The 26,330-nt window shown below is 70.1% G+C and carries 26 protein-coding genes and 1 pseudogene; 10 read left to right on the top strand and 17 right to left on the bottom strand.

All coding sequences use genetic code 11. The features are described from left to right. A pseudogene (locus HKK74_RS33300) lies at positions 1-413 on the top strand (MFS transporter); the annotation flags it as partial. A 23-nt stretch (positions 414-436) separates the two neighbouring features. On the opposite strand, the gene HKK74_RS33295 reads toward HKK74_RS33300, so the two are convergent. Continuing rightward, positions 437-1,462, bottom strand: a complete 1,026-nt coding sequence (locus HKK74_RS33295) for a helix-turn-helix transcriptional regulator (protein WP_187247376.1) — start codon at positions 1,460-1,462, stop codon at positions 437-439. Between the two features lie 89 nt (positions 1,463-1,551). Here HKK74_RS33295 and HKK74_RS33290 point away from each other — a divergent pair, with 89 nt between their 5' ends. Next, positions 1,552-2,685 (top strand): epoxide hydrolase family protein, encoded by a 1,134-nt coding sequence (locus HKK74_RS33290; RefSeq protein WP_187247375.1) that lies wholly within the window; start codon positions 1,552-1,554, stop codon positions 2,683-2,685. A 147-nt stretch (positions 2,686-2,832) separates the two neighbouring features. Here HKK74_RS33290 and HKK74_RS33285 read toward each other — a convergent pair whose 3' ends face one another. The 4 genes from HKK74_RS33285 to HKK74_RS33270 form a co-directional block, all read right to left on the bottom strand. Next, on the bottom strand, positions 2,833-3,246 hold the full coding sequence (locus HKK74_RS33285; RefSeq protein ID WP_187247374.1) for an SRPBCC family protein: 414 nt from the start codon (positions 3,244-3,246) through the stop codon (positions 2,833-2,835). Beyond that, on the bottom strand, positions 3,243-3,554 hold the full coding sequence (locus HKK74_RS33280; protein ID WP_187247373.1) for an ArsR/SmtB family transcription factor: 312 nt from the start codon (positions 3,552-3,554) through the stop codon (positions 3,243-3,245). Before HKK74_RS33280 ends, HKK74_RS33285 begins: the two co-directional genes overlap by 4 nt. A gap of 583 nt (positions 3,555-4,137) precedes the next feature. Next, positions 4,138-4,455, bottom strand: coding sequence for a DUF3817 domain-containing protein (locus HKK74_RS41140; RefSeq protein ID WP_187247372.1), 318 nt, complete (start codon positions 4,453-4,455; stop codon positions 4,138-4,140). A 46-nt stretch (positions 4,456-4,501) separates the two neighbouring features. Continuing rightward, the gene (locus HKK74_RS33270) at positions 4,502-4,882 is read right to left on the bottom strand and encodes a hypothetical protein (protein WP_187247371.1); all 381 of its coding nucleotides are present in this window, start codon (positions 4,880-4,882) and stop codon (positions 4,502-4,504) included. A gap of 118 nt (positions 4,883-5,000) precedes the next feature. Here HKK74_RS33270 and HKK74_RS33265 point away from each other — a divergent pair, with 118 nt between their 5' ends. Genes HKK74_RS33265 through HKK74_RS33250 form a run of 4 tightly spaced genes read left to right on the top strand, consistent with a single transcriptional unit; the run spans position 5,001 to position 10,909 of the window. Continuing rightward, on the top strand, positions 5,001-6,272 hold the full coding sequence (locus HKK74_RS33265; protein ID WP_246492218.1) for an MFS transporter: 1,272 nt from the start codon (positions 5,001-5,003) through the stop codon (positions 6,270-6,272). Positions 6,273-6,311: 39 nt separating this feature from the next. Next, positions 6,312-7,685, top strand: a complete 1,374-nt coding sequence (locus HKK74_RS33260; protein WP_187247370.1) for an SWIM zinc finger family protein — start codon at positions 6,312-6,314, stop codon at positions 7,683-7,685. Beyond that, on the top strand, positions 7,669-10,323 hold the full coding sequence (locus HKK74_RS33255) for a DUF6493 family protein (protein ID WP_187247369.1): 2,655 nt from the start codon (positions 7,669-7,671) through the stop codon (positions 10,321-10,323). The genes HKK74_RS33260 and HKK74_RS33255 overlap by 17 nt, the downstream gene beginning before the upstream one ends. Positions 10,324-10,357: 34 nt before the next feature. After that, positions 10,358-10,909: a methylated-DNA--[protein]-cysteine S-methyltransferase gene (locus tag HKK74_RS33250; RefSeq protein WP_187247368.1), complete on the top strand. Its 552-nt coding sequence runs from the start codon at positions 10,358-10,360 to the stop codon at positions 10,907-10,909. Positions 10,910-10,921: 12 nt separating this feature from the next. On the opposite strand, the gene HKK74_RS33245 is transcribed toward HKK74_RS33250, so the two are convergent. The 8 genes from HKK74_RS33245 to HKK74_RS33210 form a co-directional block, all read right to left on the bottom strand. Next, positions 10,922-11,488, bottom strand: a complete 567-nt coding sequence (locus tag HKK74_RS33245) for a Uma2 family endonuclease (protein WP_187247367.1) — start codon at positions 11,486-11,488, stop codon at positions 10,922-10,924. Between the two features lie 164 nt (positions 11,489-11,652). Then, positions 11,653-12,555 carry a dimethylargininase gene (ddaH, locus tag HKK74_RS33240; protein ID WP_187247366.1) on the bottom strand — a complete coding sequence of 301 codons (903 nt, stop codon included), beginning with the start codon at positions 12,553-12,555 and terminating at the stop codon, positions 11,653-11,655. A 331-nt stretch (positions 12,556-12,886) separates the two neighbouring features. Then, positions 12,887-13,162: a hypothetical protein gene (locus tag HKK74_RS33235; RefSeq protein ID WP_187247365.1), complete on the bottom strand. Its 276-nt coding sequence runs from the start codon at positions 13,160-13,162 to the stop codon at positions 12,887-12,889. Positions 13,163-13,222: 60 nt separating this feature from the next. Then, entirely contained in the window at positions 13,223-14,140 is a 918-nt protein-coding gene (locus HKK74_RS33230; protein WP_187247364.1) for an oxidoreductase, read from the bottom strand. A 106-nt stretch (positions 14,141-14,246) separates the two neighbouring features. Next, positions 14,247-14,759 (bottom strand): glutathione peroxidase, encoded by a 513-nt coding sequence (locus HKK74_RS33225; RefSeq protein ID WP_187247363.1) that lies wholly within the window; start codon positions 14,757-14,759, stop codon positions 14,247-14,249. Positions 14,760-14,821: 62 nt separating this feature from the next. Next, the gene (locus HKK74_RS33220; protein WP_187247362.1) at positions 14,822-14,980 is read right to left on the bottom strand and encodes a hypothetical protein; all 159 of its coding nucleotides are present in this window, start codon (positions 14,978-14,980) and stop codon (positions 14,822-14,824) included. A 169-nt stretch (positions 14,981-15,149) separates the two neighbouring features. Beyond that, positions 15,150-15,302, bottom strand: a complete 153-nt coding sequence (locus HKK74_RS33215; RefSeq protein ID WP_187247361.1) for a hypothetical protein — start codon at positions 15,300-15,302, stop codon at positions 15,150-15,152. Positions 15,303-15,431: 129 nt separating this feature from the next. Further along, positions 15,432-16,499: an LCP family protein gene (locus HKK74_RS33210; RefSeq protein ID WP_187247360.1), complete on the bottom strand. Its 1,068-nt coding sequence runs from the start codon at positions 16,497-16,499 to the stop codon at positions 15,432-15,434. Between the two features lie 153 nt (positions 16,500-16,652). Between HKK74_RS33210 and HKK74_RS33205 the strand changes: the two genes are divergently transcribed. Next, positions 16,653-18,647 (top strand): ABC transporter ATP-binding protein, encoded by a 1,995-nt coding sequence (locus HKK74_RS33205; protein WP_187247359.1) that lies wholly within the window; start codon positions 16,653-16,655, stop codon positions 18,645-18,647. A 93-nt stretch (positions 18,648-18,740) separates the two neighbouring features. Here the strand turns inward: HKK74_RS33205 and HKK74_RS33200 are convergent, their stop codons facing one another. Genes HKK74_RS33200 through HKK74_RS33185 form a run of 4 tightly spaced genes read right to left on the bottom strand, consistent with a single transcriptional unit; the run spans position 18,741 to position 23,217 of the window. Then, on the bottom strand, positions 18,741-19,331 hold the full coding sequence (locus HKK74_RS33200; protein WP_187247383.1) for a GTP-binding protein: 591 nt from the start codon (positions 19,329-19,331) through the stop codon (positions 18,741-18,743). A gap of 28 nt (positions 19,332-19,359) precedes the next feature. Continuing rightward, positions 19,360-19,794, bottom strand: coding sequence for a DUF742 domain-containing protein (locus tag HKK74_RS33195; protein WP_376771580.1), 435 nt, complete (start codon positions 19,792-19,794; stop codon positions 19,360-19,362). Positions 19,795-19,843: 49 nt separating this feature from the next. Beyond that, positions 19,844-20,224, bottom strand: coding sequence for a roadblock/LC7 domain-containing protein (locus tag HKK74_RS33190; RefSeq protein WP_376771579.1), 381 nt, complete (start codon positions 20,222-20,224; stop codon positions 19,844-19,846). Positions 20,225-20,256: 32 nt separating this feature from the next. Next, positions 20,257-23,217, bottom strand: coding sequence for a sensor histidine kinase (locus HKK74_RS33185; protein ID WP_222723035.1), 2,961 nt, complete (start codon positions 23,215-23,217; stop codon positions 20,257-20,259). Between the two features lie 453 nt (positions 23,218-23,670). On the opposite strand from HKK74_RS33185, the gene HKK74_RS33180 reads away from it, so the two are divergent. From HKK74_RS33180 to HKK74_RS33170, 3 genes are read left to right on the top strand one after another with little or no spacing between them, the layout of a single operon-like run. Beyond that, positions 23,671-24,648: an ABC transporter substrate-binding protein gene (locus HKK74_RS33180; RefSeq protein ID WP_187247356.1), complete on the top strand. Its 978-nt coding sequence runs from the start codon at positions 23,671-23,673 to the stop codon at positions 24,646-24,648. Continuing rightward, positions 24,645-25,421 (top strand): ABC transporter permease, encoded by a 777-nt coding sequence (locus HKK74_RS33175; RefSeq protein WP_187247355.1) that lies wholly within the window; start codon positions 24,645-24,647, stop codon positions 25,419-25,421. The genes HKK74_RS33180 and HKK74_RS33175 overlap by 4 nt, the downstream gene beginning before the upstream one ends. An 18-nt stretch (positions 25,422-25,439) precedes the next feature. Continuing rightward, on the top strand, positions 25,440-26,321 hold the full coding sequence (locus HKK74_RS33170; RefSeq protein WP_187247354.1) for an ABC transporter permease: 882 nt from the start codon (positions 25,440-25,442) through the stop codon (positions 26,319-26,321). The last annotated feature ends 9 nt before the right edge of the window (positions 26,322-26,330 follow it).

The following is a 26,330-nucleotide window of genomic DNA, read 5'->3' as shown; positions in this document are numbered from 1 at the left end:
CGACGCCGCCCCAGCGTGCCGGGGCGGCCGCGGCGATCTCGGAGACCAGCCAGGAACTGGGCGGGGCACTGGGCATCGCGATCCTCGGCAGCATCGTCAACGCCGTGTACCGCAGCCAGATGACCAACGCCATCTCAACCGATATCTCACCGGCGGCGGCCGAAAGCGCCCGCGACACTCTCCCCGGCGCCCTACAGGTGGCCGAACATGTCCCCGGCCAGCTAAGAACTGAACTGATCGAAACCGCCCGCGATGCCTTCTCCCAAGGGCTCCAACTCACCGCCACCATCGCCGCGCCCGTCATGCTGGGCCTGGCCGTCCTCACCGCCGTCCTACTCCGACACGTGCACACGGTCGCCGAACCGCAGAACCAACCCGTCCTCAACCAGGAGGAAGAGCCCGCATGTCCCTGACCGACTGAAACGATCAGCTTCGACTACATCCTGTCCCGCCGGCCCAGCCCGCCCTGACGATCGCTGAAGTCCGATGGACGGCCGGCGCGGTCGGGCTGGGCGGCGCGGGTTGCGCGGGTGCCCAGTGCACGCAGATACGCCAGCAGCTCTGGCGGCTCGTGCACCTCGAACTCGCAGCCGAGCATGAGCAGGCGTGAGGCGGTCCACTCCAGGGTGTCGGCCGGTCCACGCAGGCGGCAACTGCGGGCATCGATCGGTTCGACGTCTCCTGCGGCGGCGCCGAGCCGATGCGTCACCTGGTCGGCCGCAAGGTGCAGGGTCGCCACCACCTCGTACGTGGGTGCGAGCGAGTACAGCCTGCGGGTGATGAACGCGGCCGCGTCCTGTTCGGGCGGCACGCGGGCCGGGACCCGTACACCGGTCGCCTGCGGGTCGCTGATCCGGTCGACGCGAAAGACTCGCCAGTCGTCGCGGTCGTTGTCGTATGCCAGCAGGTACCAGCGGCGTCCGGCCGCCACCAGGCGGTACGGTTCGGTCAAGCGCCTGGTCTCGGTGCCGTCGCCGGACCGGTAGGCGAAGCGCAGACGTTCACGGTTGGTGGCGGCCCCGGCGAGCACCACCAGGTTCCGCGGGTCGACGGGCGGCTCGCTTCCGGTGAACATCGGAACGGTCGCGGCGGCAAGCGCGCCGACTCGGTGCCGAAGCCGGGATGGCAGTACCTGCTCCAGCTTGGCCAGAGCCCGTACGGACGCCTCCTCGATGCCGTCCACAGGATGCGAGGCCGCAGTGCGCAGGCCCACGGCGATGGCCACCGCCTCCTCATCATCCAGCAGCAGCGGCGGCATGGCCGTGCCTGCGGCGAGCCGGTAGCCGCCCACCGCACCCATCGTCGCCTGCACCGGATATCCCAGCTCGCGCAGGCGATCGATATCGCGGCGGACGGTCCGGGGACTGACCTTCAGACGCTCGGCCAACTCGCTCCCAGGCCAGTCACGGGGAGTCTGTAGCAGCGACAGCAAGGCGAGCAACCGTGCGGACATATCACCCATGGCATCCAGCATGCCCGACCATCTAGGACAGGAGGCGACCTACATCGCGTTTACCGTCGATCCCGTTATCGCAACGCAACGGGAGAAACATGAGCACCGAGATCCGCCCATTCCAGATTGACATCGCCCCGGTCGACCTGGACGACCTGAACAACCGGCTGGACCGCACCCGGTGGCCCCAGCAGCTGCCCGGCGACGGGTGGAGCCGCGGCGTCCCCGTCGCCTACCTCCGAGAACTTGCCGACTACTGGCGCAACGAGTACGACTGGCGCCGGCACGAGGCCCGACTGAACGAATTCCCGCAGTTCATGACCGAGATCGACGGTCAGGAGATCCATTTCCTGCACGTACGCTCAGCCGAGCCCGGCGCCCTACCGCTCATCCTCACGCACGGTTGGCCGAACTCGTTCGTGGAGTTCACCGATCTCATCGCCCGCCTCACCGATCCCCGCGCGCACGGCGGCGATCCCGCACAGGCGTTCCACGTCGTCGTGCCCTCCGTACCAGGCTTCGGGTTCTCCGCACCGCCACGCGGCACCGGCTGGACCGCGACACGTGTGGCGCAGATGTGGGCGGAGCTGATGCGCCGTCTCGGCTACGAGCGGTACGGCACGCAGGGCGGGGACTTCGGAGCCTACGTCGCGCCAGAGATGGCCAAGACGGCACCGGACCACGTGGTCGGCGTCTACATCATCAGCGGTCTCGGCTTCCCCACCGAGAAGGACCTCCCGGAGATGACCGAGGATGAGCGGGCGGCCTATACCCAGCTGATGGAACAGGACTGGATGAACGGCGTCGACCACCACGCGCTGTTGCGCGCGGCACCACAGACCTTCACCTACGGATGGCATGACTCCCCGGTCGCGGCACTGGCCTGGATGACCCAGAAGTTCCACGAGTTCAACGCATCCGGCAAGCCGCTGGAACAGGTGATCGACCGGGACCTGTTCCTCACCAACGTAAGCCTGTACTGGTTCACTGGAACGTTCGGAACGTCAGCCTGGCCGTACTACGACAGCACCGGCTTCGGCTGGCCGGAAGGACAGACCGCAACGCCGACCGGCGTTTACAGTGGGCCGCCCGGCATCCGCCGACTCGCCGAACGCCACAACACCATCCTCCACTGGCCGGAGGACAACCCGGGCGGCCACCACTTCATCGCCATGGACCAACCGGATCACCTCGCCGCCGACATCCGCGCGTTCTTCGCCAAGGTCCGCTGACGTCACGGACCGGCCGCGTCGTCCCAGGCGACGCGGCCCCGCGGCCCCACAACCTCGGCGGCCGGCTCGCCAGGTGGTCCACTGGCTCGGTGGCAAGCCGGCGCAGGTCCTGGTCCGGCCACCGGGCCAGGACCAGGGCGTTGAAGCTCAATCAGTGAGTTGGGCGGCGGTCTGTGCCAGCTGTGGCAGCACCTTGTCGCGCCATCCGGGTCCCATCCGGTTGAAGGCGTCACGTTCGGATTTCTGGTCGAAGTCGAATCCGCTGTGCTCGAAGAACAGCCGGGTGCCTTTGCCTTCTGCGGCCAGACGCCAGGTCAGCGTCCAGGATTCGTTGAACGTGTAAACGAGCTTCTCTTCGGGGATCACCTCGAGAACTTCGCACGCCACTGCCCCCCAGCCGGGCATCTGGAGGTGGAAGCGGTGGCCGACGGTGGCGGCGATGTCGCCGGGCACCCACCAGCGGGCGTGCAGTTGGGGGTCGGTGAGCGTGCGCCAGACCTTGCTCGGTGGGGCGTCGACAAACTGGTCGATGGCGATGGCTTCGGTGTTGGTCGTGGTCACTGATCCTCCTCGGCGACATCGGCGAGCGAGCGCAGTCGCTCGCGCCAGAATCGTTCGAACGGGTGCAGCCAGTCGCCGACTTGGGCGAGCGGCTCCGCGGTCAGGTGGTAGTGGCGTTGCCGGCCTCTGGGTTCGTCGTGCACCAGTGCCGCGCGCCGCAGCACCTGAAGGTGCTCGGCGACGGCCGGCCTGCTCAGGTCGAACTGGTCGGCGAGGTCACCGGCCGTTCGGGGTCCCTGGGTGAGCAGTTGCAGCAGCCTGCGGCGAACCGGGTTCGCCAGGGCGAGGAACACATCGTCTTCAGGCACCACCACAAGATATGTCGGAGATTGCCGACATGTCAATGATTTCCGACGCAACCTGCGCCCAACACGTACCCGGCTGAACCACGATTCACCGAATCCGCCACCTAAAGGAGATCGCCGACTGGGTCACCCGCGTCGACCTCAGAGTGAGGGCCACGATCGAGGTACGGTCGACCGCTCCGTCGCGGCGCGCGCCCACCGCGGTGATCCACTTCGATGCGGCCGCCGACGTGAAGACCTCGGCCCCGTGACAGCGGTGACGGACGTTCCGGCCGGTGCGCAATCACCCGGTGCCTGAAACCCCGGGCCCGGCCGCGCGGGCAGGGCACGAAAACCCCGCTTTCCGCTGGACTGTCACGTTCCGCCACCCCGCAGCGCGGCGGATCCGCTCGTATTCCTTCGTTGACCTGGGTTTACCGCCCCATGAACCGAGGGTACTGATAGTCATGAGATCGTCACGCAAAGTAAGTTGACAACGTCTACCCTCGGGCGCCACCGCCGTACGCCCCCACGGCATGGGCGTCCACCTCAGCCGGGCCGGCGGCATTCGCCCCTGGTGCCGTCGGCCCGGTCTGTGGCCCCCCGCTCAGACGGCCGGGTCGGCCGCGGCGAGGAGCTTGGCCTCTTGGGTGATCTTGCGCTCGATGAAGAACGCGAGGAACGGCACGAACCCGGCGGCCACCATCATGACCATGCGGCTCAGCGGCCAGCCCGCCCGCCGGTAGAGGTCGAAGGCGAACACCAGATACACCATGTAGAGCAGCCCATGGAGGGGCGACACCACCGCCGACAGGCCCGGTTGCCCACCGATGTACCTCACCGGCACCGCGATGAAGATGAGCACGATCAGCAGCGTGCCGACGACGTACGCCAAGGCGCGGTAACGGTTCACCGCAGCTTGCACTGATGACACCTCCGGTATTCGCCCGACGACCTGTGCGACCGATCGATCAGGCGGACGATCCACCCGCGCCCTGGGCAGGGCGCGATTGCGCGTTGAGCCGCGCGAGGTAGCGGTTGTAGGCCGCCAGGTTCTCGTCCTCCGCCTCATGCTGGCGGATCAGCTCGGCCTCGCTGAGCGACCTGACGGGCTCGGCCGGCTCGTCCTCGGCGGGCCGCCCGTCGTCCTTCAGCTCATCGCGCATCATCTTGATCCACATGACGATCACGAAAAGTGCGAAGACCGGCCACTCGAAGACGTAACCCCAACTGCGGTCGTTGCCCTCCTGTGCCCGCTGCAACTGCCACCAGCCGAATCCGAGGAAGGCGGCGAACAGCGTGATCGCCAGCGCGTGCAGTCCCAGCCAGCCTGGTGTGAAGAAGCGTCGCACGGGTCGAGACTACCCGCGCTCTCCCACGATCCCGACCCACCCCCGGTCAAGCGGACCGCCGGATCCCGTCCGGTATCCCGGGGATCTACCATGAGCCTGCACAGCAGGACGTATCGGCTTGCCCGAAAAGGAGCGCATGGCGGCCACCGGCGAAGAAATGATCCCCACCGGTTCCAGACGGCCGTCGGCGCAGCGGCGAGTGCTGGCCGTGCTCACCTGCACGCAGGTGCTCGGCGGCATCGGGGCGGGCATCGGAGTCGCCGTCACCACCCTGCTGGCCGCCTCCTTGTCCGGATCGGACGCGATCGGCGGGGTCGCGCAGACCTGCGTGGTGCTGGGCGCGGCCCTGATCGCCGTGCCGATCGCCAGGACGGCCGCCCGCCGCGGACGCCGGCCCGCCCTGGCCTTCGCCTACTCCTGCGGCACGTCGGGCGCGCTCATCGTGATGCTCGCGGCAGCTCTCGCGTGGTGGCCGCTGTTGCTCTTCGGGCTGCTGCTGTTCGGTGGCGCCAGCGCCGGGGGCCTCGCCGCCCGCTACGCGGCCACCGACCTGTCCCGGCCCGGACGGTCGGCTCGGGATCTCTCGATAGTGGTCTGGGCGACCACGGTCGGCGCCATCGCCGGGCCGAACCTCGCCCAGCCCGCTGACCGGCTCGGCAGGCACCTGGGCCTGGCCCGCGAGGCCGGGCCCTATCTCCTGGCGGCCGTGGCGTTCGGCTCGGCGGCGATCGTGATCTTCGCGTTGCTGCGACCGGATCCGCTGCGGCCGGATCCGCTCCGACCCGGTGCCGGCCCGGTGAGCGTGCCGGCGGACGGCGGCGCCTGGGGAACGCTGCGGCGATCGTCGAGCGCACGGACCGCGATCGCCGCGATCGTGGTCAGCCACACGGTCATGGTGGCGGTGATGTCGATGACGCCCGTGTACCTGAACCACGGGCATGCGACCCTCACCGTGGTGGGCGTCGTCATCAGCCTGCACATCGCCGGCATGTACGCCTTCTCACCCATCGTCGGCTGGGCGGCGGACCGCTTCGGGCGGATCCCGGTACTTCTGTTCGGCATGGCCCAGTTGGGCACTGCGGCAACGCTGGCGGCGACCTCCGCGCCGCACGACGTCACCCGGCTCGCCATCGCCCTGGTACTACTCGGCACCGGCTGGTCGTGCGGGCTCGTGGCCGGGTCGGCCCTGCTCACCGAATCCGTACCTGCGGCCCGGCGGCCCGCGATACAGGGGCTGTCCGATCTGCTGATGAACAGCGGCGCGGCGGCCGGCAGCCTCGCCGGAGGCGCCGTCGTGGCCGCGTTCTCCTACGGTGCGCTCGCCGTCGTGACGATCGCGCTGGTCGTACCGACCACGACGATGCTGGTCCTGACCCGTCCGGACAAGTGACCCCCGCTGAATGTCAGTGTTCTTCCCTACATTTGCCGAATGGCACCGGCTCAGACTTACGCATACGCCTGTCCCTCCGGGCTCGATCCAGGCCGCGGGCTCCTCGGCCTGGCCACCTCAGGCGGCACGACCAGCGGCGGGCCCGCGGTACATCCGCACTTCTTCAGCGGGCTGCTGACCGAGGCCGCGCCGGCCGCGGCGGGGCTGATCGCCCTGGCCGAGGTCGCCCGCACCCGCTACTTCCGGCCACAGCAGACCGCCTTTCGGGACACCGTCGTCACCTGCGGCGGCGACCGGTTGCGGCTGGAGTCGTTCTCCGCCTGCTGCGGCGTCTACGCCCGCCTCGACGTACTGTCCGGTGCGCTCGACGGCGAGGTCGTCGAGCGCGGCACCACCAACGTCGACGTCAACGGACCGCTGCGCGAGTCGCTCGCCCGGGTCGGCGGTTCCGATCCACTGCATCTCGCCGTCGGCACCGACGAACTGGCGGTCACGACGCTCGACGGCGCGGTGGTGGAGAAGAAGGTGCCGCTGCCGGACCGCTGGCTGCGTGGGTTCGCCGAAGTACAGGTCATCGCCTCGGGTTTCGACCTGCGGGCCGAGCTCGCCGCCCCTGCCGCCGTCGCGTTCCTGCGCGGGCTCCCCCGGCGCGCGGGCGCGCCGCTGTGGGCGGTGCCGAGCGGGCGCACCCTGCGGCTGTCGTCCCGGCCCGCGTCCGGTGCGGTGTGCCTTGCCGGTCCCGACCGGCTGGCCACCCTGCTGCCGTTGCTGCGCTTCGCCAGGGCACTGCGCGTGTACGGCCCCGCCGCGCACGCCGGCTCGGGTCCGGCGGCGAGCGCGTGGGAGCTGGAACTGCCCGGCATGCGTTACGTACTGAGCGTGTCTCCCGAGGTGTCGCGCGGCTTCTCCGGTGAGGGAGCGGTCCTGGACGCGCTCGCCACCGACGAGGCGGCCGACGACGCCGAACTCCTCGGCGCGCTGCTCGCGTTCGAGCCGCGGGTCGAACCGGACCTGCTCGCCGAGCGCGCCGGCATCGGAGCGCACCGGGTCAGGGCGGCGCTCACCTGCCTCGGCACCGCCGGCCGGGTCGGTTACGACGCCGCGGAGGCCGCCTACTTCCACCGTGAGCTGCCCTACGACGCGGGCCGCGTCGCGGAGATGAACCCGCGGCTGCGCTCGGCCCGGGTGCTCGTCGAGAACGGATCGGTGCGGTTCACCGAACCGGGCCTGGCGACGGTGACGGCCGGGGAGCATCCCCGCCAGGTGCGCGTCACCGGCGACCGCGCCTCGTGCACCTGCCCGTGGTGGGCGGATCACCGTGGCTCGCGGGGCCCCTGCAAGCATGTGCTCGCCGTGCGAATGGTTCTGCGGTCGGCCGATTCCGAGGTGGTGGCCGATGACCTCGCCGGATGAGGCGTGGGACGAGGTGCGCGCCCTGGTCGAGGCGGGCGATGCCGGGCGCACCGCCGACCGGGTCGAGCGGCTGACCGGACCGGAACGCCGCGCCGTCGGCGCGAAGCTGCCCGGCTACCTGCGGGAGCGCCGGGACGCCGACCCGTTCCGTGAGCCGAACCGAAAGTGGATCAGTCCGCTGCGGGTGGCCGGCGCGGGCTGTCTCGGTGGTGCCGCGGCCACTGCGGCGTGGCTCTGCCGCACCGACCTGCGCCTGTGGTCCTTCAACGCCGACGCGGAGACCCGACTGATCACGCGGGTCGTCGCCGCGCGGCCGGCCGAGTGGCGGGCCGAGGTCGCGAGGCGGATCGCGGCCCGGATCCGCCTTCGCGACCTGCCCTGGCCGGCCGGCCCGAACTGGGTGGTCGCCGCGGAACTGATCCGTGGCGCCGGAGCGGAGCCGCCGCCCGACGACGCCTTCACCGTCGGCTGGGTGCGCTGGACCCACCCGGCCGAGTTGCACCGTGATCCCTTCCTCGACGCGCTCGTACCTCGGCTGTTCGAGGCGGACGGCGTCGGCGAGGTGCTGAGGCCGGAGCCGGAGCCGCACCCGCACACCTGGGCGGGCGCGCTCACCGCGCTCGCGGCCGGTGGCAGGCTCGACCGCGACTCGTTGCTGGACGGCTGCCTGAGCCGGTTCCTTCGCGGCGGTACGGCCCGTGAACTGCGCTGGTTCGTCTCACTGCACGAGGCGCTGGAGCCGTCGCTCGACGAGGTCCGGGCCCGGCTCCGCGGCTACGTCCGGCTACTGCCCACCGCATCCGGACCGGTGCTCGACCCGCTGCTGCGCGAGGTCCGCCGGGCCGACGAGGCGGAGCCGCTCGACGCGGCGCTGTTCGCCGAGGCGGCCTCGGCGCTGCTGCTGCGCCCAGAGAAGAAGCCGGTGCGCGCCGCACTGGGCTGGCTGGACCGTACGGCGCGTTCGCACGGCCGCGTCAACGAGACGCTGATCGCGGTGTCCCTGACGTTCGCCGCGCAACCGGCCGATCTGAGCGAACGCGCCGTGCGGGTGGCGGTCAAGCACTTCGCGAAGGCGGGCGACGAGGCCCGCCGGGCTGTGTGCGACGCCGCGGCCGCTCTGCCGGACGATCTGCGTGAGCGAGTCGCCGCCGCCTATGGGCCGGTCGCGAGCCCCGCTCCGGCGGCGCCCGGCCCACTGCCGCCGCCGCCCGCTCCCCGCGACCTGCCGCCACCGATCGGCTCACCCGCCGAACTCGCCGAGGAGGCCGTCGCGCTGCTCTCCTCGGCGGATCCGGACTGGGCGGCGTCCGAGCGGCTGCTCGCCGGACTGGTGTCACTCGTCCACGACGAGCCGGAGCGAACCCGCGCCACGCTTGAGCGGCTGGTGCCCGCGGCGGCGCGCTGGGTCACGTCCGACACGATCCACCTGGGCCACGACCAGAGAAGCTGGCTCGGCGCGGCCGTGCGCGCCGCGATGGCGCCGAGGCCGCGGGGCCCTTCGTTCGTGCTGTCCGCGACGCGGGCGGCGGTCTCTGCGGTGGTGGGCGATCGCCTGCAGTTCCCCGTGCCTCACCGCGTCATCCGCCAGCGGATGCGAGAGGTCATCTCGAGCGTCGGCCGCCTGCCCGTGCTGCTGGCGACGCCGACCTCGGCGAGCGGGCACATTGATCCCGGGCGGCTGGTCGCCCGCCTGGAACTTCTCGAGGAGGCCGGTGCCAAGCCCCCGCCGACCGACCTCGAGCAGGCACTGCTGCGGCTGCCACGCGAGCCGGACAGCGGGGCCGCCGCCCGGGCCGGCCGGCTGGCGAGCCCCGCCGGGCGGGCCGTGGCCGCCCGGCTCGCCGCCGGCGCCCCGCCCGATCCGAAGGTCACCTACGAGGTCGGCACCGTGCCGACGAGGATGTGGATCCGCTGGGACTGGCGGGACGTCGACGTCGCCCGGGCGCTCCCCACGGTGACGGCGACCGGCGAGCGCGGCATCACCGCCAAGCTGTGCCGGCTGCCCGAGGGCGACCGCTGGGAGCGCGCCGAGGTCCCCTACTACTACGGACCGGTCGGCTGGTGGCCGGCGCTCATGCCGTCGCACCGCGAGGTCATCGCCGCCCACCTCATCCCGCACCTGCACGAATGGACCGACCAGCGCAACCACCAGGGCGCCGCCCTCCTCGGGCTGGCCGAGGCGGACGGGCCGCCCGGTGCCGCCATGGCCACCGCACTGGCGTACGGCCTCGGCACCCGTCACCAGGACGAGCGCGCCGCCACGGTGGACGCCCTGCTGGTCCTCTCCGGCCGCGGTCGACTGCCGGCGGCCGAACTCGGTGCCGCCATCTCCAACCTCGTACGGCACCGCCTGGTCAAACTCAACCGGGTGACCGCGGCGTTGGCGGACGCCGCCCGGGCGGGGGCGTACACCGATATGTGCACCGCGATCACGGCGGTTTTGCCCGACCTGCTGCCGGCCGCCGGGGAGAAGGCCGCTGCCGGGCTGCCCGACCTGCTGGCGGTGGCGGCCGAATCGGCCGAGGCGGTCAGAGCACGCGCAGTGATACCCGAACTCGCCGACGTCGCGGCGCGCGGAGGGTCGAGCCGGCTGGTGCGGGAGGCCGTCCGGCTGCAGCGGACCCTGGCCGCACCGTGATCGGCGGCACCGGCCCTGGCCTAGCATGGGGCCGATGAGCGAGAGCGTCGCCTTCGGCGAGATCGGCACGCAGGTCGGGCGGATGCTGGTCGCCGTCACCGGCGCGGGCCTCGCCGCCGTGGGCTTTCAGGACTCGGCCGCCGAACGCGCCCGGCTGACCGAGTTGGCGGGACTGCCCGTGACCGACGACGCCGCGCGCACGGCACCGGTGATCGAACAGATCGCCGCCTACTTCGCCGGGCGGCTCCGCGAGTTCACCGTGCCGATCGACTGGCGGCTGACCTCCCGCCTGCAACGGCAGGTACTGGCGACACTGCTCGAGTCGGTGCCGTACGGCAGGGTGGTCACGTACGGAGAGCTGGGCGAGCGCAGCGGCACCGGGGTACCGGCGCGGGCGATCGGCCAGATCATGGGCTCCAATCCGATCCCGCTGGTGGTGCCCTGCCACCGGGTCCTCGCGGGGAACGGGCTGGGCGGGTACAGCGGCGGTTCGGGGATCGAGATCAAGCGGTGGCTGCTCACCCTCGAGGGCGCACTTGCGCCGACGTTCGACTGGGATCCGGATCGGGGGCCGGTCGCATTCTGAGCGGACCGGCGGTCAGGGTTCGCGCCGCCGAGGGCCGGCCAGCTCGGCGGGGTCGAACGAGACCTTGAACGGTTCGGTCAGCTGCAGGAGCCGCCCGGCGGCGGCCTCTGCGGACAGCACGTAGTCGCCGTCGCGCAACTCGAACACCTCGACGCGCGGTGCTCCGGCCCCGGTCAGCTCCACCCGCAGGAAGACCGGGATGCCCGCCGCCGCGTACATGCGCGGCTTGTCCTGGTAGTCGCGCATGCGGTTCTTGCGGCCGGGGCTCACCACCTCGGCCACCAGCCGCACATGGTGCGGTTCCAGAGCGACGGTCGCGGCCACCATGACGTCGGCGTCGGCCACCACCAGGTCGGGAATCGCGCCTTCGTCGGCACAGATCAGATTCGCGGCCTCGACGACCTCAAGGTCCTCGGGAGCCGACAGCGCGAGCAGCGTTCTCAGCCGGCCGGTACAGAGCTGGTGGTTCGTCGCGGCCTGGGGACTCACTACGAAACTCCCGTCGATCAACTCGACGCGCTGCCCTCTCTCGGGCAGCGCGAGCCAGTCCTCGACGGTGAAGCCATCGTGATCAGACATCGGTTCGGCAGGCATTGCCATCGCCATGCCTCCACCACCTCCATCCATTCTCAGTGTGGCATGTGAGCGACGAGTTGCCCACTACGCACCGCGGTCGGCCGTTCACATCGAGGTCGGGATGACTTTACGTGAACGGCCAACTCCATGGAGATGATTTTCCCTGATCAGAGGCGGATCTCCAGGGTGCAGCACTTGGGTCCGCCGCCGGACTTGCGCAGTTCGGACAGATCGACCGGCACTGGCGCGTAGCCGCGCATCTCCAGGTCCCTGATCAGACCCGTGGCCTCCATGTTCACGACGACGTTGCGGCCATCGGAGACGGCGTTCAGGCCGAGCACCACCGCGTCGGCCTCATCGGCGAGGATCGCGTCGGGGAACATCCGCTCCAGCTCGCGCACGCTGTCCGGGGCGAACGCGCCCGGATAGTACGCCACGTTGCCGCCGTCCAGCGGGAACAGGGCCGTGTCGAGGTGGTAGAAGCGCGGGTCGACGAGGTGCAGGGACAGGATCCGGCGGCCGAGGAACTCCTCGGCCTCCCGATGGGCGACGACCTCCGTACGGAAGCCGGTGCCGGCGAGGACGACGTCGTCGAGCGTGAGGAAGTCGCCCTCCCCCTCGCTCGTGTGGGCGGATTCGAGCACCTCGGCGAAGCCGTTGGCGCGGAACCAGGCCGCGTAGGCCGGCCCCTCGGGACTCCTCTGCTCATGGGTGAACCGCGAACCGAAGACCCGACCGCCGATGACGAGGGCGCCGTTGGCCGCGAAGACCATGTCCGGCAGGCCCTCGATCGGGTCGATCAGGCTGACCTGGTGTCCCAGGGACAGATAGGCCGCGCGGAGCGCCTCCCACTGCGCGATCGCCCGATCCCGGTCCACGCCCAGTGCCGGATGCATCCACGGGTTGATCGCGTAAGTCACGGCGAAGTGCTCCGGACGGCACATCAGGTAGTGGCGCCGGGTGGCCACCCGCTCGACGGGCGCCGACGCGGTCGTCGGGTCTGGGACCGGCGCGGCCGTCCCGCCCGAGACCAGGGAGTGCGTCGGCTCCATTGCCGGCGATACGGTCATGCACGCTCCTGGAAACGTAGTGAAGAGGGAGTCCGGGCCGGCCCGGCGGGAGTCGGCACCGCCGACCGGCCTCGCTCTGAATCCTAGGAGCGGATAAGGCGCCGCCCAATGCGCCGACCTTGCGGCTGGGCGGAGCTTTGTTGCGTTGTCAGCCCCCGAACGCACGGTTCGTTGCGGCGCGGGCTGTCATGACCACCGAAGTTCCGCCGGCGACCGTCGGCACGGCGGCGCGGACTGCGCCCGCGGGACTGTGGGAACGCCCCGGGGAGACCCAGGAGACCTGGCGAGACGTTGGAGACCGGGGAGACCGGGGAGACCGGGGAGACCGGCGCTAGTCGCCGGTGTTCGAGAGGTAGTCGAGGTAGACCGGGCGGAGGCCTTCTGCGACTTCGCCCTCCCCCGCGGTGATGAAGTCTCTGATCAGGGCGGTGACATGGAGGATGTCGTCCTGCCCGCCCCGCGGGTCGCCCGCGGCGGCCTTGGCGGCCGGGATGTCGCGCAGCAGGTCCCACAGGAACTTGACGTCCCCGCGGCTCACCGCGAGCCTGACCGCCCGGTCGTGCAGTTCACCGGAGGAGAGGGCATCGAGATTCTCGATGTCGGGCATAGGCCGACTTTACCCACCCCGAGCCCTGTCGCCGAACGACCTTCGAGGTGACTGCGGTGCTCAGCCGGCGGCGGCCTCGCAGCTGACGCCGGTCAGTTCCGCCGAGACCTCCCACAACCGGGCGCCGAGCTCCGGATCGGCCGCCCTGCCGACCGTACGGACCCGCTCGGGCAGGCCGGCCCGCTGGCCGAGACCGCGCGGGCCGTAGCATTCGCCGCCGGTCACGTCGGGAGCGGTAGCGGCGTAAAGGCTCGGCAGCGCGCCGTTGGCGGCCGACTGTCCGAGGAGCAGATTGCCGAACCCGTAGAACCTCTCGCGCAGCCGACTGCCCTCCATCCGCGCCGACCGCTGCTGGAGGTTCGTGGACGCGTAGCCGGGATGCGCCGCCACGCTGGTGATCGCGGCGACCCGGCGGTCGAGTTCCTTGGCGAAGACCAGGTTCGCCAGCTTGGCCTGTCCGTAAGCGGCCCATCGCTGGTAATGGCGCTCGCGTTGGAGATCGTCGAACCGGATCCGGCCGCTCCAGGCCAACATGCTGGTCACGGTCACCACCCGGGATCCGGAGCGGGCGAGGAGGGCCGGCAGCAACAGCCCGGTGAGGGCGAAGTGGCCGAGGTGGTTGGTGCCGAACTGCATCTCGAAGCCGTCGGTCGTGGTCCGCCGGGGCAGCGCCATGACACCGGCGTTGTTCACCAGGATGTCGAGCCCGTACCGGACGTGCTCTTCGGCGAAGGCGCGCACGGATCCGAGGTCCGCCAGATCGAGCGAGCCGAGCGACACCTCGGCGCCGGGGGCCTCGCCGCGCAGGCGCTCGAGCGCCTGGCCGCCGCGCTCGGCGCTGCGGCATGCCAGCACCACCTCGGCGCCATGCCGGGCCAGCTCCAGCGCGGTGTGGTAGCCGATTCCGCTGTTCGCGCCCGTGACGACGGCTCGTCGCCCGCTCAGTTCCGGGATGTCCGCCGTCGTCCAGCCGGCCATCGGCCTCACCTCCGCCTGCCGAGGAAAATAGACCGCCCGTCCAGTACGGGCAACGGGCACCCGCTGAGTGTGTTCCACGCCACAGGGCGGCCCGGGGGTGGGGCCGCTAGGCGGATGCCTCGGGGGTCTCGGTGGCCGGAAGGGCTCGGCGGATCGCCGCCACGACCTCGTCGGATTCGGGCTCGGTGCCGGGATCGAACCGTGCCTTGACCGTGCCGTCGGGGGCCACGAGGAACTTCTCGAAGTTCCAGCGGACGTCGCCGGTGTGGCCGCCCGCGTCCGGGGTATCGACCAACGCATGGTAGAGGGGGTGTCGCCTCTCCCCGTTGACGTCGGTTTTCTCCGTCATCGGGAAGGTGACCCCGTAGGTGGTGGAACAGAACTGGGAGATCTCGTCGGGAGTTCCCGGCTCCTGCCCCATGAACTGGTCGCAGGGAACCCCGAGAACGGTGAAGCCGCGGTCGGCGAACCGTTCCTGAAGTCGCTGGAGACCTTCGTACTGGGGGGTGAGGCCGCACTTCGAGGCGACGTTGACGACGAGCACGGCCATGCCCTGGTACTGCCGCAGGTCGGCGGGGCCGCCCAGCAGGCTTCCGATCCGAACGTCGAAGACAGACATGAGCCCGATCCTAGGGGACCGGGCCGACGCGTCTCCGGGCGCGCGTCACGGCGATGTGATGATCAACCCAGCCTGTTCACGAACGTGGCCAGTGAGTCGCCCGCGTCGCCGAGCGCCGAGAACGCGCTGTTCACGACGTTCGCGGCGTTGGCCGGCTGACTCAACAGGTAGAAAATCACGAAAGCGAGAGCTATGAGCTTCATGTTCTTCTGACTCAGCATCGGCGCCGCCCCTCTTTGTGACGCAGTGACACACTGACCCTATTCAGTTGTGCCCTCCTGCATGTGCGCGTAACGAGAGTCTCATGCGACGGTAAGGTCCAGCGAGTGATGGCGGTCACGAAAACGAGCCCCGCACCTTGTCGGTACGGGGCTCGGCGATCGACAGCCGTCAGGGGATCGCGCTCACGAACTGCGACAGCGACTCGGCCGCGTTGCCGAGCCCGCCGGCGCCACTGCGGACCACGCCCGCCGCACTGTCGGGCCGGCTGATGATCCACCACGCCGCGAAGGCGATGGCTCCCCACTTCGCCCACTTCTTCATTGCGATCAGCGCCTTCCGTATTCGACCAGTCACTCACAGTGATTCCCTGTGTCGAGTACATCCGGCCCCCCGGGTTGGCAAAGAAACAGTCACACACCGGACAGTGACCTCACGGTGCCACGCCACCGCTCATTTGGTGATCACGCTCTTCGGCACGGCGGTGTCGTTCTTGAGGGCATCGAACAGCTGGAGCGCCTTGGCGCGGTCCCAGGTGATGTAGGAGCCCGCGGCCGGCGACGACCCGGCGCCGCCGATCGGCACGGTGGTGGTCACCCCGTCGCCGCCGCTGACGCCGCGCATCGACCACATCAGGCGCGCGAGGTCGATCAGGTGGTCCCCGTCGTCGACGAGGAAGTTCCCGGTGCTGTTGAGGGCGAGGGGGATGCTCCGGAACGGGTTGAACAGCACGCCCGGACTGGAGGACTTCTTCATGAGCGCCCCGAAGAACTGCCGCTGCCGGTCGACCCGGTCGAGGTCGGCGCGTGCGGACGCGCGGGTCCGCACGTAGCCGAGGGCCTGGCCTCCGGTGAGCGTCTGGCAGCCGGGCCTGAGATTCAGGCCGGCCTTGGAGTCTCTCATCGGCTCCTTGATGCACATCTCGACGCCGCCGATCGCGTCGACGATGCCGACGAACCCGCCGAACCCGATCTCGGCGTAATGGTCGATGCGGATGCCGGTCGCCTGCTCGACCGTGCGGGTCAGCAGCTTGGGGCCGCCGAAGGCGAACGCCGCGTTGAGCTTGTTGGAACCATGCCCGGGGATCGGTACGTAGGAGTCCCGCGGGAGGCTGACCAGCGTGGTGCCGCCCGCACCGGAGTGCAGCAGCATCATCGAGTCGGTACGCCGGCCCGCGGCCCTGCCGGTGGCGAAGTCACTGCGCTGCTGCCTCGACAGCCCTGCGCGGCTGTCGGACCCGACCACGAGCCAGTTCGTGCCCGGGGTGTCGGCGGGCCGTCCCGGGTAGTCGAGCGCGCTCTCGCGCTTGAGCCGCGAGTCCAGGTAGAAGTAGCCGCCGACCACGAGCAGCACGAACACGACGAGAAGGATGAGCAGCACGCGGCCGGGGCGCCTGCGACGGCGCACCCTCCGAGGCATCGTGTCCCCGTCGTGGCGGCCGCGTAGCTCGTCGTGGCCGAAGTAGGGATGGTCGTCGGGGGTCTTCACGCCGGTGCGGCGATCCGGCCAGCTGTCGTCCATCCCGCCAAGATAGACAATCCGCGCAGTCTTCGCGTCCTTCCGCTGCATGATGTGAAATCTCTCCTTGTCGCCACACTGTGCGATCTCCCCTGCGATCGGGTCACCCCCAAGGTGCAGACTCGTTTCAGAGGTCTGGCGAGCCGAGGGGGCTGGATGGGTGCACGCCTGCGCGGTCGGGCATGGCCACGTCGTCTCACGCGTCTCGTCCGCAGGCGCGAGCGCACCCGCCCCGCCGCGGCCCTCCAGTTGCCCGAGCTGACCGCGCACACCTGGACCTCGCGCGCCGGAGAGCTGGCCGAGACGCGCCTGCGCGTGGTGGCGTGGCGGCTGCCCGCGCTCATCTCGCAGGCCGTGCGACTGGCCTGGCGGGCGAGCAGGGCCGACACGTCGGTGACGATCGGGCTCAATCTCGTGGCGGGCGTCTTCACCGCGTTCGGACTGCTCGCCACCACGGGCGTGCTCACCGCGCTCTTCGCCGGCGGCCCCACGCCCGACCGGGTACGGGCGGCTCTGCCGTCGCTGGTGCTCGTCGGGGTGGCCACCGCGTTGCGAGCCGCCTTCCAGGCCGGGGCCGGGTGGGCTCAGGCACGGCTCGAACCACAGATCGACCGCATCGTCGAGACGCGGCTGTACGAGCTCACGACCGCGGTCGAGCTCGCGGCACTCGACGACGCCGACTTCCTCGACGACATGCAGCGGGCCAAGACCCGTGGCGTCACCGCCGCGCCGACCGTGGTGAGAACCGCCGTCGACGTGCTCACCGGGCTGGTCGGCCTCGTCGCGGCCGCCGGCACCCTGGGCGTGCTGCATCCCCTGCTGCTCCCGCTGTTGCTGCTGACCGCGCTGCCCGAGGGTTGGGCATCGGTACGAGCGGCGCGCATGCGCTACCTCACCATGCTGACGCTCGTGTCGAGCCACCGGCGCAAGTACATCCTGTCCGAGCTGATGGCCGATCGCGGGCACGCCGCCGAGGTGCGGTCGTTCACCATGCGCGGCTTCCTGCTTGGGGAGTACGACGCCCTCGCGTCCTACCAGCGGGATGTGGAGCTCGACCTGGCCCGGCGCCAGACGATCGCCAAGGTCAGCGGCGACGTCCTGCAGGGGATCGCGACCGCCGTCGTCTACGGCGCCCTGGGCGTCATGCTGTGGACGGGGGCCGTCCCCCTGGCGGTGGCCGGCACGGCCGTCCTCGCCATCCGCACCGGGCAGACCTCCCTGGCCAATCTGGTCTACGCGGTCAACCGCTGCTACGAGGAGGGCCTGTACTTCGGCGACTATCTCGGCTTCTGCGCCGACGCCGAACGGCGGATCCCGGCGTTCGCCGGAGAGGGCGGCGGCCGGGCCCCGGACGACTTCGAGCGGATCGTCGTCGACGACGTCACGTTCACCTACCCCAAGGCGGACGGCACGTCGCTGAACGGAGTGACCATCGAGGTGCGGCGCGGCGAGATCGTCGCCCTCGTGGGCGAGAACGGCTCCGGCAAGTCGACCCTGGCCAAGATCATGGCCGGCCTCTACGATCCGGACGCCGGTGAGGTGCGCTGGGACGGCATCTCACTGCGCGGCGTCGCTCCAGAGGCACTGCGCCGGCGCATCGCGGTCATCGCCCAAGAGTACACGCACTGGCCCATGACCGCCCGGCAGAACATCACGATGGGCCTCGAGCGAGGTGGCGACCGTATGGTGACGGAGGCCGCGGTGGCGTCCGGCGCCGACGAGGTCGTCGCCGAGCTGCCCCGGGGCTACGACACCCTTCTGGACCCTCGCTTCGAGGGAGGCGTGGAACTGTCCGGCGGGCAGTGGCAGCGGCTCGCCGTGGCGCGCGGCTTCTACCGCGACGCGCCCCTGCTGATCTGTGACGAGCCCACCGCCGCACTGGACGCCCGCGCCGAGCACGCGCTGTTCGAACGGATCCGGACGCATGCCGACGGCCGTACGGTCCTGCTCATCACGCACCGGCTCGCCAGCGTCCGCCACGCCGACCGCATCTATGTGCTGGACCACGGCCGGGTCATCGAGCACGGCGACCACGACACCCTGATGTCCCTGGGCGGCCTGTACGCCGAGCTCTACAGCCTGCAGGCCTCGGCATACGGCCAGGAGCCGGTGACCGGAGCGCTCGACGGCGAGGTGGGCAGATCCGCGTGAGGCGGCGCTCCGGCACGCCCCGGATCCGGCGGGGGCCCGGACCTCAGAGCACGCGCGAGGCGGGACGCCGACCCGGATCGAAGGGTCCGCCGGTCAGCCGCGCGTGGTGTACGGCACGCCCGGCGGCGAGCCGGTGCGGGTGCCACGCGTGTGCACCGACATCGCGTGCTGGACGAGCGTGATGAGGATCGACTTGGTGGAGTCGCGGTTGCGGGCGTCGCACTGCACGATCGGCACGTGCGCGCTGACCGACAGCGCCTCACGCACGTCCTCGGTGCCGTACTGGAACTCGCCGTGGAAGCCGTTGACCCCCACGACGAACGGCACCGCCGACTCCTCAAAGTAGTCCACCGCGGCGAAGGAGTCGGCCAGCCGCCGGGTGTCGACCAGCACCACAGCGCCGATCGCCCCTTTGATCAGGTCGTCCCACATGAACCAGAACCGGTGCTGTCCCGGCGTGCCGAACAGGTAGAGGATCAGGTCGCTGTCGAGCGTGGCCCGGCCGAAGTCCATCGCGACCGTCGTGGTGGTCTTGTCCGGTACCGCGGAGAGGTCGTCGATTCCCGCGCTGGCCGCGGTCATGACCGCCTCGGTGGTGAGCGGCATGATCTCCGAGACGGATCCGACGAACGTGGTCTTGCCCACGCCGAAGCCGCCACCCACGATGATCTTTACCGAGGTCATCGCATTGCTCGGCCCGCGGGCGATCGGATCAGAGTTTGCGAAGTCCACTGAGAACCCTTTCCAGCAAGCGCACGTCGGGCTGCTCGTCGGCGGCACGCGACTGGTGCAGCCTGAGTAGTCCCTCATGCGCCATATCAGCGATGAGGATGCGGGCGACTCCTAGCGGAAGCCGCAACAGAGCAGAGATCTCGGCCACCGACCGCCACGCGCGGCAGAGGTCGATGATGGCCTTGTACTCGGGAGTGAGCGTGGTGATGTCACGCGGCGGATACGGCGCGACCGAGACCAGCGCCTCGATGGCCAGTTCATACCGGGGCCTCGTGCGCCCCCCGGTGACGGCATACGGGCGTACGAGCGAACGTGGATCGCCGGTCTCGGCGGAAGATGGCTCCGCCTGCGACGAATCCCGGGGCCGGCCCGGTGTGCCACCGTATCCAGCACCGAAATGCCTGCCGTGGTCCACCACGGTGCCTTTCGTCAGCGTCCGTCAATGTCTCGATCGTCCCGCCATTTCAGCGAGGCGGCCCCGCTCCCAACTCGGTACGCAGCGCGGGCGTCAGCACGCGGCCTACCCGCTCCACCAACAGGGTCATCTCGTACGCGACCAGACCCAGGTCGCACTCCGGAGCGGCGAGCACCGCGAAGACGGAGCCGTTGCGGATCGCCATGACGAACAGCAGCCCGCGCTCCATCTCGACGACGGTCTGGCTCACGCCGCCCGCGTCGAAGATCTGGGCGGCTCCCTGGGTGAGACTGGTCAGACCTGAGGCGATGGCCGAGAGCTGGTCGGCCCGTTCCGCTGGGAACCCGTCGGAGAACGCCAGCGGAAGCCCGTCGGAGGAGACGACGACCGCATGGGCAACCTTCGGAACCCTGCTTACGAAGTTCGTCACCAGCCAACTCAAGTCCTGCCGGTTCGGATCCCTCAAGGCGTTTCTCCCGTCCTGCTCGAATCATCGGGGTTGGTGGCCTGCGCCCTGCCCCGGTGCACACCCTGCTGAAAGCTGGCGAAGCGGTTTCGAATGGTATCCGCCGACTGCGGCGGCGTCTGCGGCGGTGGCGGTGCGGCCGACGGAGCGGCGGCCGGCGCCGCGGCGGCCGACGCGGCGTGAACCGCTCCGGGGACGCGGTTCTTACCGGGCACCCGCTTGGGCAGTCCCGCCGAGGTGCGCCCGCCGGAGTTCGGCTGCCGGACGATCTCGGCTGCCTGCCAGCCCTCGTCCGCCGGAGAGCTCCACACCGGCGGAGCCGTGTCCGCCGCCGGGGTCGTCCGGCGCTGGAACCACTCCGACTCCATGGCGTCGAAGATGGGCGAGCGTTCCTGCCGCTTCGGCAACTCGGCCGGCGGTGGCCCATCGTCCCAGGAGACGCCCCCGGGCTGCGCCTCCCACGACGGCATCTCCTCCGCCTGCGGCGCCATGCCCCGATCACGGTCCGGGGGCACGGCCGGCTGCGAACCGGTGGGCCGTCCGAGCGGGCGCGGTGGCCCCGCGGGCCGGCCGAACTCCGGTTGTGCACCGGCGCCGCCGAAGTCCGGATGCGCCGCCGCCGGCCCGCCGTAACCCGCCTGCGGCCCGGTGCCGCTGAAGTCGGGCTGCGCGCCGGGTTGCCGGCCGACGATCGGCTGCGGCGCGGTGCGCGTGTCGGGCTGGACGGGAGCCGGGTAATCCGCCTGCCCGGGAGCCGCGTAGTCCGCCTGCGCGGGAGCCGGGTAATCCGCCTGCGCGGGAGCCCCGTAGTCCGCCTGGACGGGAGCCGCGTAGTCCGGCTGCGGGCGAGCCGGGAAGTCCGGCTGGACCGGCGGCTGGAACGGGTCCCGGTGTCCGTCGTAGTCGGACGGGGCCGACGGGGACAGGGACGGCTGGTCGTCCCAGCGGCGGCGCCCGATCGCCTGGCGGTCGCCCGCGCCCGAGCCGATGGCCGCGGGCGGGCGGGCGGAGTTGATCGCGGGCACCTCCGGCACCATGTCGAGCTGCCTGCGGCGGGCCGACTGGTTCTCGTCCGAAGCGACGGCACGGGCCGGCAGCAGCGCGAACGCGGTGATACCGCCGGACAGCGCTGCACGGAGCTCCACCCGGATGCCGTGCCGGCCGGCCAGCCGGCCGACGACGAACAGGCCCATGCGACGTGCCACCGAGACGTCCACGACGGGCGGGTTCGCCAGCCGCCAGTTCGCGGCCTCGAGCTCTTCGGCCGTCATGCCCACACCGTTGTCGGTGATCTGCAGCATGGCGCCGCCGCCGCTGAGCATGTGGCCCGAGATCGTCACCTTGGTGTGCTCGGCCGAGAAGACTGTCGCGTTCTCGACCAACTCCGCCACGAGGTGGATCAGGTCGTTGACGACCGGGCCGATGACGGACACGTCGCCCTGTACGCGCACGCCGACCCGGTCGTACTGCTCCACCTCGGAGAGGGATGCGCGCACGATGTCAACGAGGGGCACCGGCTGGTTCCAGCGCCTGACCTGCTCCTGGCCGCCGAGGACGAGGAGGTTCTCGCAGTTGCGGCGCATGCGGGTGGCGAGGTGGTCGAGCCGGAACAGGCTGGCCAGCCGCTTGTCGTCCTGCTCGCCCTGCTCGAGGTCGTCGATCAGGCGGAGTTGCCGCTCGATGAGCGACTGGCTGCGCCGGGACAGGTTGACGAACATGGCGTTGACGTTGCCTCGCAGCATCGCCTCGTTCGACGCGAGCCGCACCGCCTCGCGGTGGACCTCGTCGAAGGCCCGGGCCACCTCACCGATCTCGTCGCTGGAGTTGATCTGAACGGGTTCGACCTCGATCCCGGCGGCCGCGGCCTGCGGATCACGGAGCCGCTCCACCAGCCCCGGCAGCCGGCTGCTCGCCACCTCGAGGGCACCGTCACGCAGGCGGCGCAGTGGCCGCACCAGCGATCGGGCGACGATGACGGTGGCACAGATCGCGAGGAGGAGACCGACCAGCAGAACGGCCGCATCGGTGAAGCCCGCGCGCCACGCGTCGTCCTTCAGGCCGCGGCTGTCGCTCACGAGGGAGGCGCTGATCCTCTGCTCGACCTTGCGCATGTTCTCGAGACGGGCCGTCGTCGCCGTCCTCCAGCTCTGCGCGGAGCGCGCGTTGAGCTGCGACCGCACCCCCAGCGTCGGCGAGTTACCCGACGCGATGAGGATCTGCTGGAAAAGCGCCTCGATCTGACCGATCTCGGGACCGGTGACCGTGTCGTCGAAGAACTGCCGCTGCGCGGTGGTGGCGGTCGAGCGGAACACCGTGAGCTGGCTGTCCTGCTGAGAACGGGTCGTCTGCAGCAGATCCCGCTCGGCCGGGGTCGAGAACCCCCCGGCGAGGAGCACGACCGTGGCCATCGCGCGTTCCTGCGAGGCCAGATCCTTCGCCCGCGCGAGGGCGGCGAAGGAACGGGTGCTCTCGGCCAGTTCCGCGTCGGGGCTTCCCTGCGAGATCAGGTCGTTGAAGTCCAGCAGCGCGGAGATCAGCTGGGAGTAGACGGCGATGGCGGAAGTCGCCGACGCGTTCGTCTGACCAGCGAGTTCACGAAGACCCGCCAGCGAGCCGAGGCGATACCGCAGGTCTCGTACCTTCGCCCGCACGAGCGGCGAATAGGAATTGCCGATATCGCCGATGAGGCCGCGCACGATGACGACGGCACGGTCGGTATCAGCACGCTGCTTACTCAGCGTGTCGTCCTGCTCGCGTCCCGCTGCCATGAGGTTCTGCGCCATGGAATCGCGCTCATCCTCGAGTTCCTGCACCAGATTGGCGAGGCCATCACCGAGCGTAGCCAGATGTTCAATTCGAGTGAACACCTGGGCATCGCGAATGTCGTCTCGCACGCGCAGTCCCGCAAGAATTCCGGCCACCATGGCCGGGATCATGATCAGCGCGATGAGGCGCACCGGCACACGCCAGTTCCGCAGCCTCAGTCGGCTCGATCCGGAACGCTGGTCTGCCTGCGCGTCCTTGACGTTCCGGAGGGACTCAGCTTCCGAACCTGGGGCGTGGTCCCGCTCCGCTGCTGGTCGCACTTCCCTCCATCACCTCTCACGGATAGATCGGCGTCGGGAAGTGCCGGAGCGCGGTTTAAACGCCCACGGCCTCTGACACCTTTGGGGCGACGGCCATTGGAGCACAGAGTAATCCAAACACCAAGTCGAACATTGGTTATTGCTCGCTTAGGGTAACTATCACCTTTTTTCCGGTTTGTCCACACATGACGGGTTTGCGTCTCACGTACGTAAACATCCCCGCAAAGCTGGGGTGTTACGGAGGGTCACTGCGCTAGAGTCGCCGACGTTCAGCTGCCCAAGGCGGCTGCTTCCCCCACATTTCGTCCTCTTGAAGGAGCGCTCATGAAGTTAACTCGTCTACGCCGCGCGGCGCTCGGAGGGGTGCTGGCCGCCGCGCTCGCGTTGTCCGCCGCCTGCGGCGGTGGAGACGCCGAGAAGTCCGCCAACGGGCTCGAGAAGACCGACCTCAACGTCGCCGTGATGCCCATCATGGAGGGTGCCGCTGTCCAGATCGGCATCACCAAGGGGTACTTCAAGGCAGAAGGCCTCAACGTCAAACTCCAGGTGGTGAGCGGTGGCGCCGAGGCCCTGCCCAAGCTCAAGGGCGGCAGCCTCGACATCAGCCAGGGCGGCCACGTGGTCTGGCTCCAGGCCGCGGACTCGGGCGCGCTGAAGCCGAAGATCATCGCTGAGGCCTCCTCGATGACGAAGAACCTCAACGCCATCCTCGTGGCGAAGAACTCCCCGATCCGGAGCCCCAAGGACCTGGCCGGCAAGAAGATCGGCACCAACGCCAAGGGCAACCAGATCAGCCTGCTCGTCCGCGCCGCCCTCGAGCCCTACGGCGTCCAGATCGACGAGGACAAGGACCTCGTGATCGCCCCCTTCCCCAACCAGGAGCAGCTGCTGAAGACCGGGAAGGTCGACGCGGTGGTCGTGCCCGAGCCGTTCGTCACCCAGCTGCAGCAGTCCATCGGCGCGCTGTTGCTGACCGACTTCTCGACCGGCCCGACCAAGGACATCCCGATCACGGGGTACGGCGCCACCGAGGAGTTCGTCCAGAAGAACCCCAAGACGGTGGCCGCCTTCCAGCGCGCCATCGTCAAGGCCCAGGCCGACGCCGCGGACCGAGCGGTCCTGCAGGAGGTCGTGCCCAAGTACACGAAGATCCCGGCCCAGGTCGTGAGCGTCGTCAACCTGAACGGTTACCCGACCTCCACCAGCACCATCAGGATCAAGCGAGTCGCCGACGTCATGAAGCAGTTCGGCTATCTGAAGACCGACGTCGACGTCAACGCCATGGTCATGCAGAACGGATGAGACGCGCTCACATCCTCCGCGGCGCGGCCGGGGTGGCGGGAGCGGTCGTGGTAGCCGAGCTGGTCTCCAGGACCGGGCTCGTCGATCCCGACTCGCTGCCGCCGGCCTCGGTCGTGCTGTGGCGGGCCGCGGAACTGGTGGTGGACACCGAGTTCCTCACCGATGTGGCCAACACGCTGAAGGCGTGGCTCGGCGGCCTGCTCCTGGCGACGGTCGTCGCCGTGGCGGCCGGGGTCGTGCTCAGTTCCACCCCCTGGCTGAACAGGGCCACCCGGATCGTGGTCGAGTTCATGCGCCCGATCCCGTCGGTCGCACTGATTCCTCTCGCAATAGTCACGTTCAGCTCACCTACCGAGACGAAAATGTCACTCGTCTTCTATGCGGCGAGCTGGCCCATCCTTATCAACACGCTGTACGCGCTGCGCGACGTCGACCCGGTCGCCAAGGAGACGATGCGCAGCTTCGGGTTCGGCAAGACCTCGGTGCTCGTGCGGGTGAGCCTGCCCAGTGCGGCGCCGTTCGTGGCGACCGGCGTCCGGATCGCGGCCGCTGTGGGCCTGGTCGTGGTCGTCAGCACGGAACTGGTCGCGGGCGCCGGCGAGGGCGTCGGCGGCTATCTGATGGAGACGCAGTCGGGCGGCGGCCGCCCCGACCTGATGCTCGCCGGCGCGGTGTGGGCGGGGCTGCTCGGCCTGCTCATCAACACGGCGCTGGTGGCGATGGAGCGGCGGGCGTTCCGCTGGCACACCGTACGGACGGCGGCGACGGCATGAGCGAGCGGGAATGACGACATGAGCGTCCTCACGAGCGAGCGCCCGAGCGGCGAGCGCCATGGCGAGCCGGGAAAGAGAGGCCGTCGCGGCGCTCCCGCGCTCGCCCTGGCGATCCTGACCGGAGCCGCCGCCCGCCTGTGGCTGATCGTGCTGCTGACCGCCGGGTGGGAGGTCGGCACCCGGATCGCCAAGGACCCCTTCTTCCCCCCGCCGTCCACGATCCTGCGGGTGATGCACGAGATCTGGTTCTCCGGCCCGGTCTCGCAACTGCTGCTCACCGACAAGGCGATCGACGACTTCCGCCCGAGCTTCATCAACCTGTTCGGCGGCTGGTCCCTCGCCGCCGCCGGCGGCGTCCTCCTCGGCATCGTCATCGGGCGATCCCGGGCGGTCGGCGAGATCCTCGATCCGCTGCTGCAGTTCGGCCGGTCGATCCCGCCGCCGACCCTGATCCCCTTCTTCATCGTCATCCTCGATCTGGGCACCCCGATGCAGGTCACGACGATCGCGTTCGGCGTGGTCTGGCCGGTACTGCTCAACACCATCGACGGAGTGCGCACGGTCGACTCCCTGCAGCTGCAGACGGCTCGGGTGTTCGACATCACCGGAGCGCAGCGGCTGCGGCGCATCATCCTGCCGGCCGCCGCCCCGAAGATATTCGCCGGGCTCCGGGTGAGCCTCGGCTTCGCCCTGATCCTCATGGTGATCTCAGAGCTCATCGGCAGCACGACCGGCATCGGCGCACATCTGATCAACTCGCAGCAGAGCCTGGAGCTGCCGGAGATGTGGGCCGGGATCGTCCTGCTCGGCCTGCTCGGCTGCCTCTTCAACGCGATCTTCGTACTCGTGGAACGCCGCTTGCTGTCCTGGCACCGCGGTGCCAGGCGCCTCGACTCGTGATGGTGGTTT

Source organism: Actinomadura alba (assembly GCF_014323705.1).
GTDB classification, from domain to species: Bacteria; Actinomycetota; Actinomycetes; order Streptosporangiales; family Streptosporangiaceae; genus Actinomadura_C; species Actinomadura_C alba.
Note: the sequence above shows the minus strand (reverse complement) of the source record. Positions and strands in the feature narration are given on the sequence as shown.

Excerpts from the sequence above, each read along its gene's own strand:
- HKK74_RS33295 (WP_187247376.1), bottom strand. The coding sequence starts at position 1,462 with ATGGGTGATATGTCCGCACGGTTGCTCGCCTTGCTGTCGCTGCTACAG.
- HKK74_RS33290 (WP_187247375.1), top strand. The coding sequence starts at position 1,552 with ATGAGCACCGAGATCCGCCCATTCCAGATTGACATCGCCCCGGTCGAC.
- HKK74_RS33260 (WP_187247370.1), top strand. The coding sequence starts at position 6,312 with ATGGCACCGGCTCAGACTTACGCATACGCCTGTCCCTCCGGGCTCGAT.
- HKK74_RS33255 (WP_187247369.1), top strand. The coding sequence starts at position 7,669 with ATGACCTCGCCGGATGAGGCGTGGGACGAGGTGCGCGCCCTGGTCGAG.
- HKK74_RS33250 (WP_187247368.1), top strand. The coding sequence starts at position 10,358 with ATGAGCGAGAGCGTCGCCTTCGGCGAGATCGGCACGCAGGTCGGGCGG.
- HKK74_RS33245 (WP_187247367.1), bottom strand. The coding sequence starts at position 11,488 with ATGTCTGATCACGATGGCTTCACCGTCGAGGACTGGCTCGCGCTGCCC.
- ddaH (WP_187247366.1), bottom strand. The coding sequence starts at position 12,555 with ATGACCGTATCGCCGGCAATGGAGCCGACGCACTCCCTGGTCTCGGGC.
- HKK74_RS33235 (WP_187247365.1), bottom strand. The coding sequence starts at position 13,162 with ATGCCCGACATCGAGAATCTCGATGCCCTCTCCTCCGGTGAACTGCAC.
- HKK74_RS33230 (WP_187247364.1), bottom strand. The coding sequence starts at position 14,140 with ATGGCCGGCTGGACGACGGCGGACATCCCGGAACTGAGCGGGCGACGA.
- HKK74_RS33225 (WP_187247363.1), bottom strand. The coding sequence starts at position 14,759 with ATGTCTGTCTTCGACGTTCGGATCGGAAGCCTGCTGGGCGGCCCCGCC.
- HKK74_RS33220 (WP_187247362.1), bottom strand. The coding sequence starts at position 14,980 with ATGCTGAGTCAGAAGAACATGAAGCTCATAGCTCTCGCTTTCGTGATT.
- HKK74_RS33215 (WP_187247361.1), bottom strand. The coding sequence starts at position 15,302 with ATGAAGAAGTGGGCGAAGTGGGGAGCCATCGCCTTCGCGGCGTGGTGG.
- HKK74_RS33210 (WP_187247360.1), bottom strand. The coding sequence starts at position 16,499 with ATGGACGACAGCTGGCCGGATCGCCGCACCGGCGTGAAGACCCCCGAC.
- HKK74_RS33205 (WP_187247359.1), top strand. The coding sequence starts at position 16,653 with ATGGGTGCACGCCTGCGCGGTCGGGCATGGCCACGTCGTCTCACGCGT.
- HKK74_RS33200 (WP_187247383.1), bottom strand. The coding sequence starts at position 19,331 with ATGACCTCGGTAAAGATCATCGTGGGTGGCGGCTTCGGCGTGGGCAAG.
- HKK74_RS33180 (WP_187247356.1), top strand. The coding sequence starts at position 23,671 with ATGAAGTTAACTCGTCTACGCCGCGCGGCGCTCGGAGGGGTGCTGGCC.
- HKK74_RS33175 (WP_187247355.1), top strand. The coding sequence starts at position 24,645 with ATGAGACGCGCTCACATCCTCCGCGGCGCGGCCGGGGTGGCGGGAGCG.
- HKK74_RS33170 (WP_187247354.1), top strand. The coding sequence starts at position 25,440 with ATGAGCGTCCTCACGAGCGAGCGCCCGAGCGGCGAGCGCCATGGCGAG.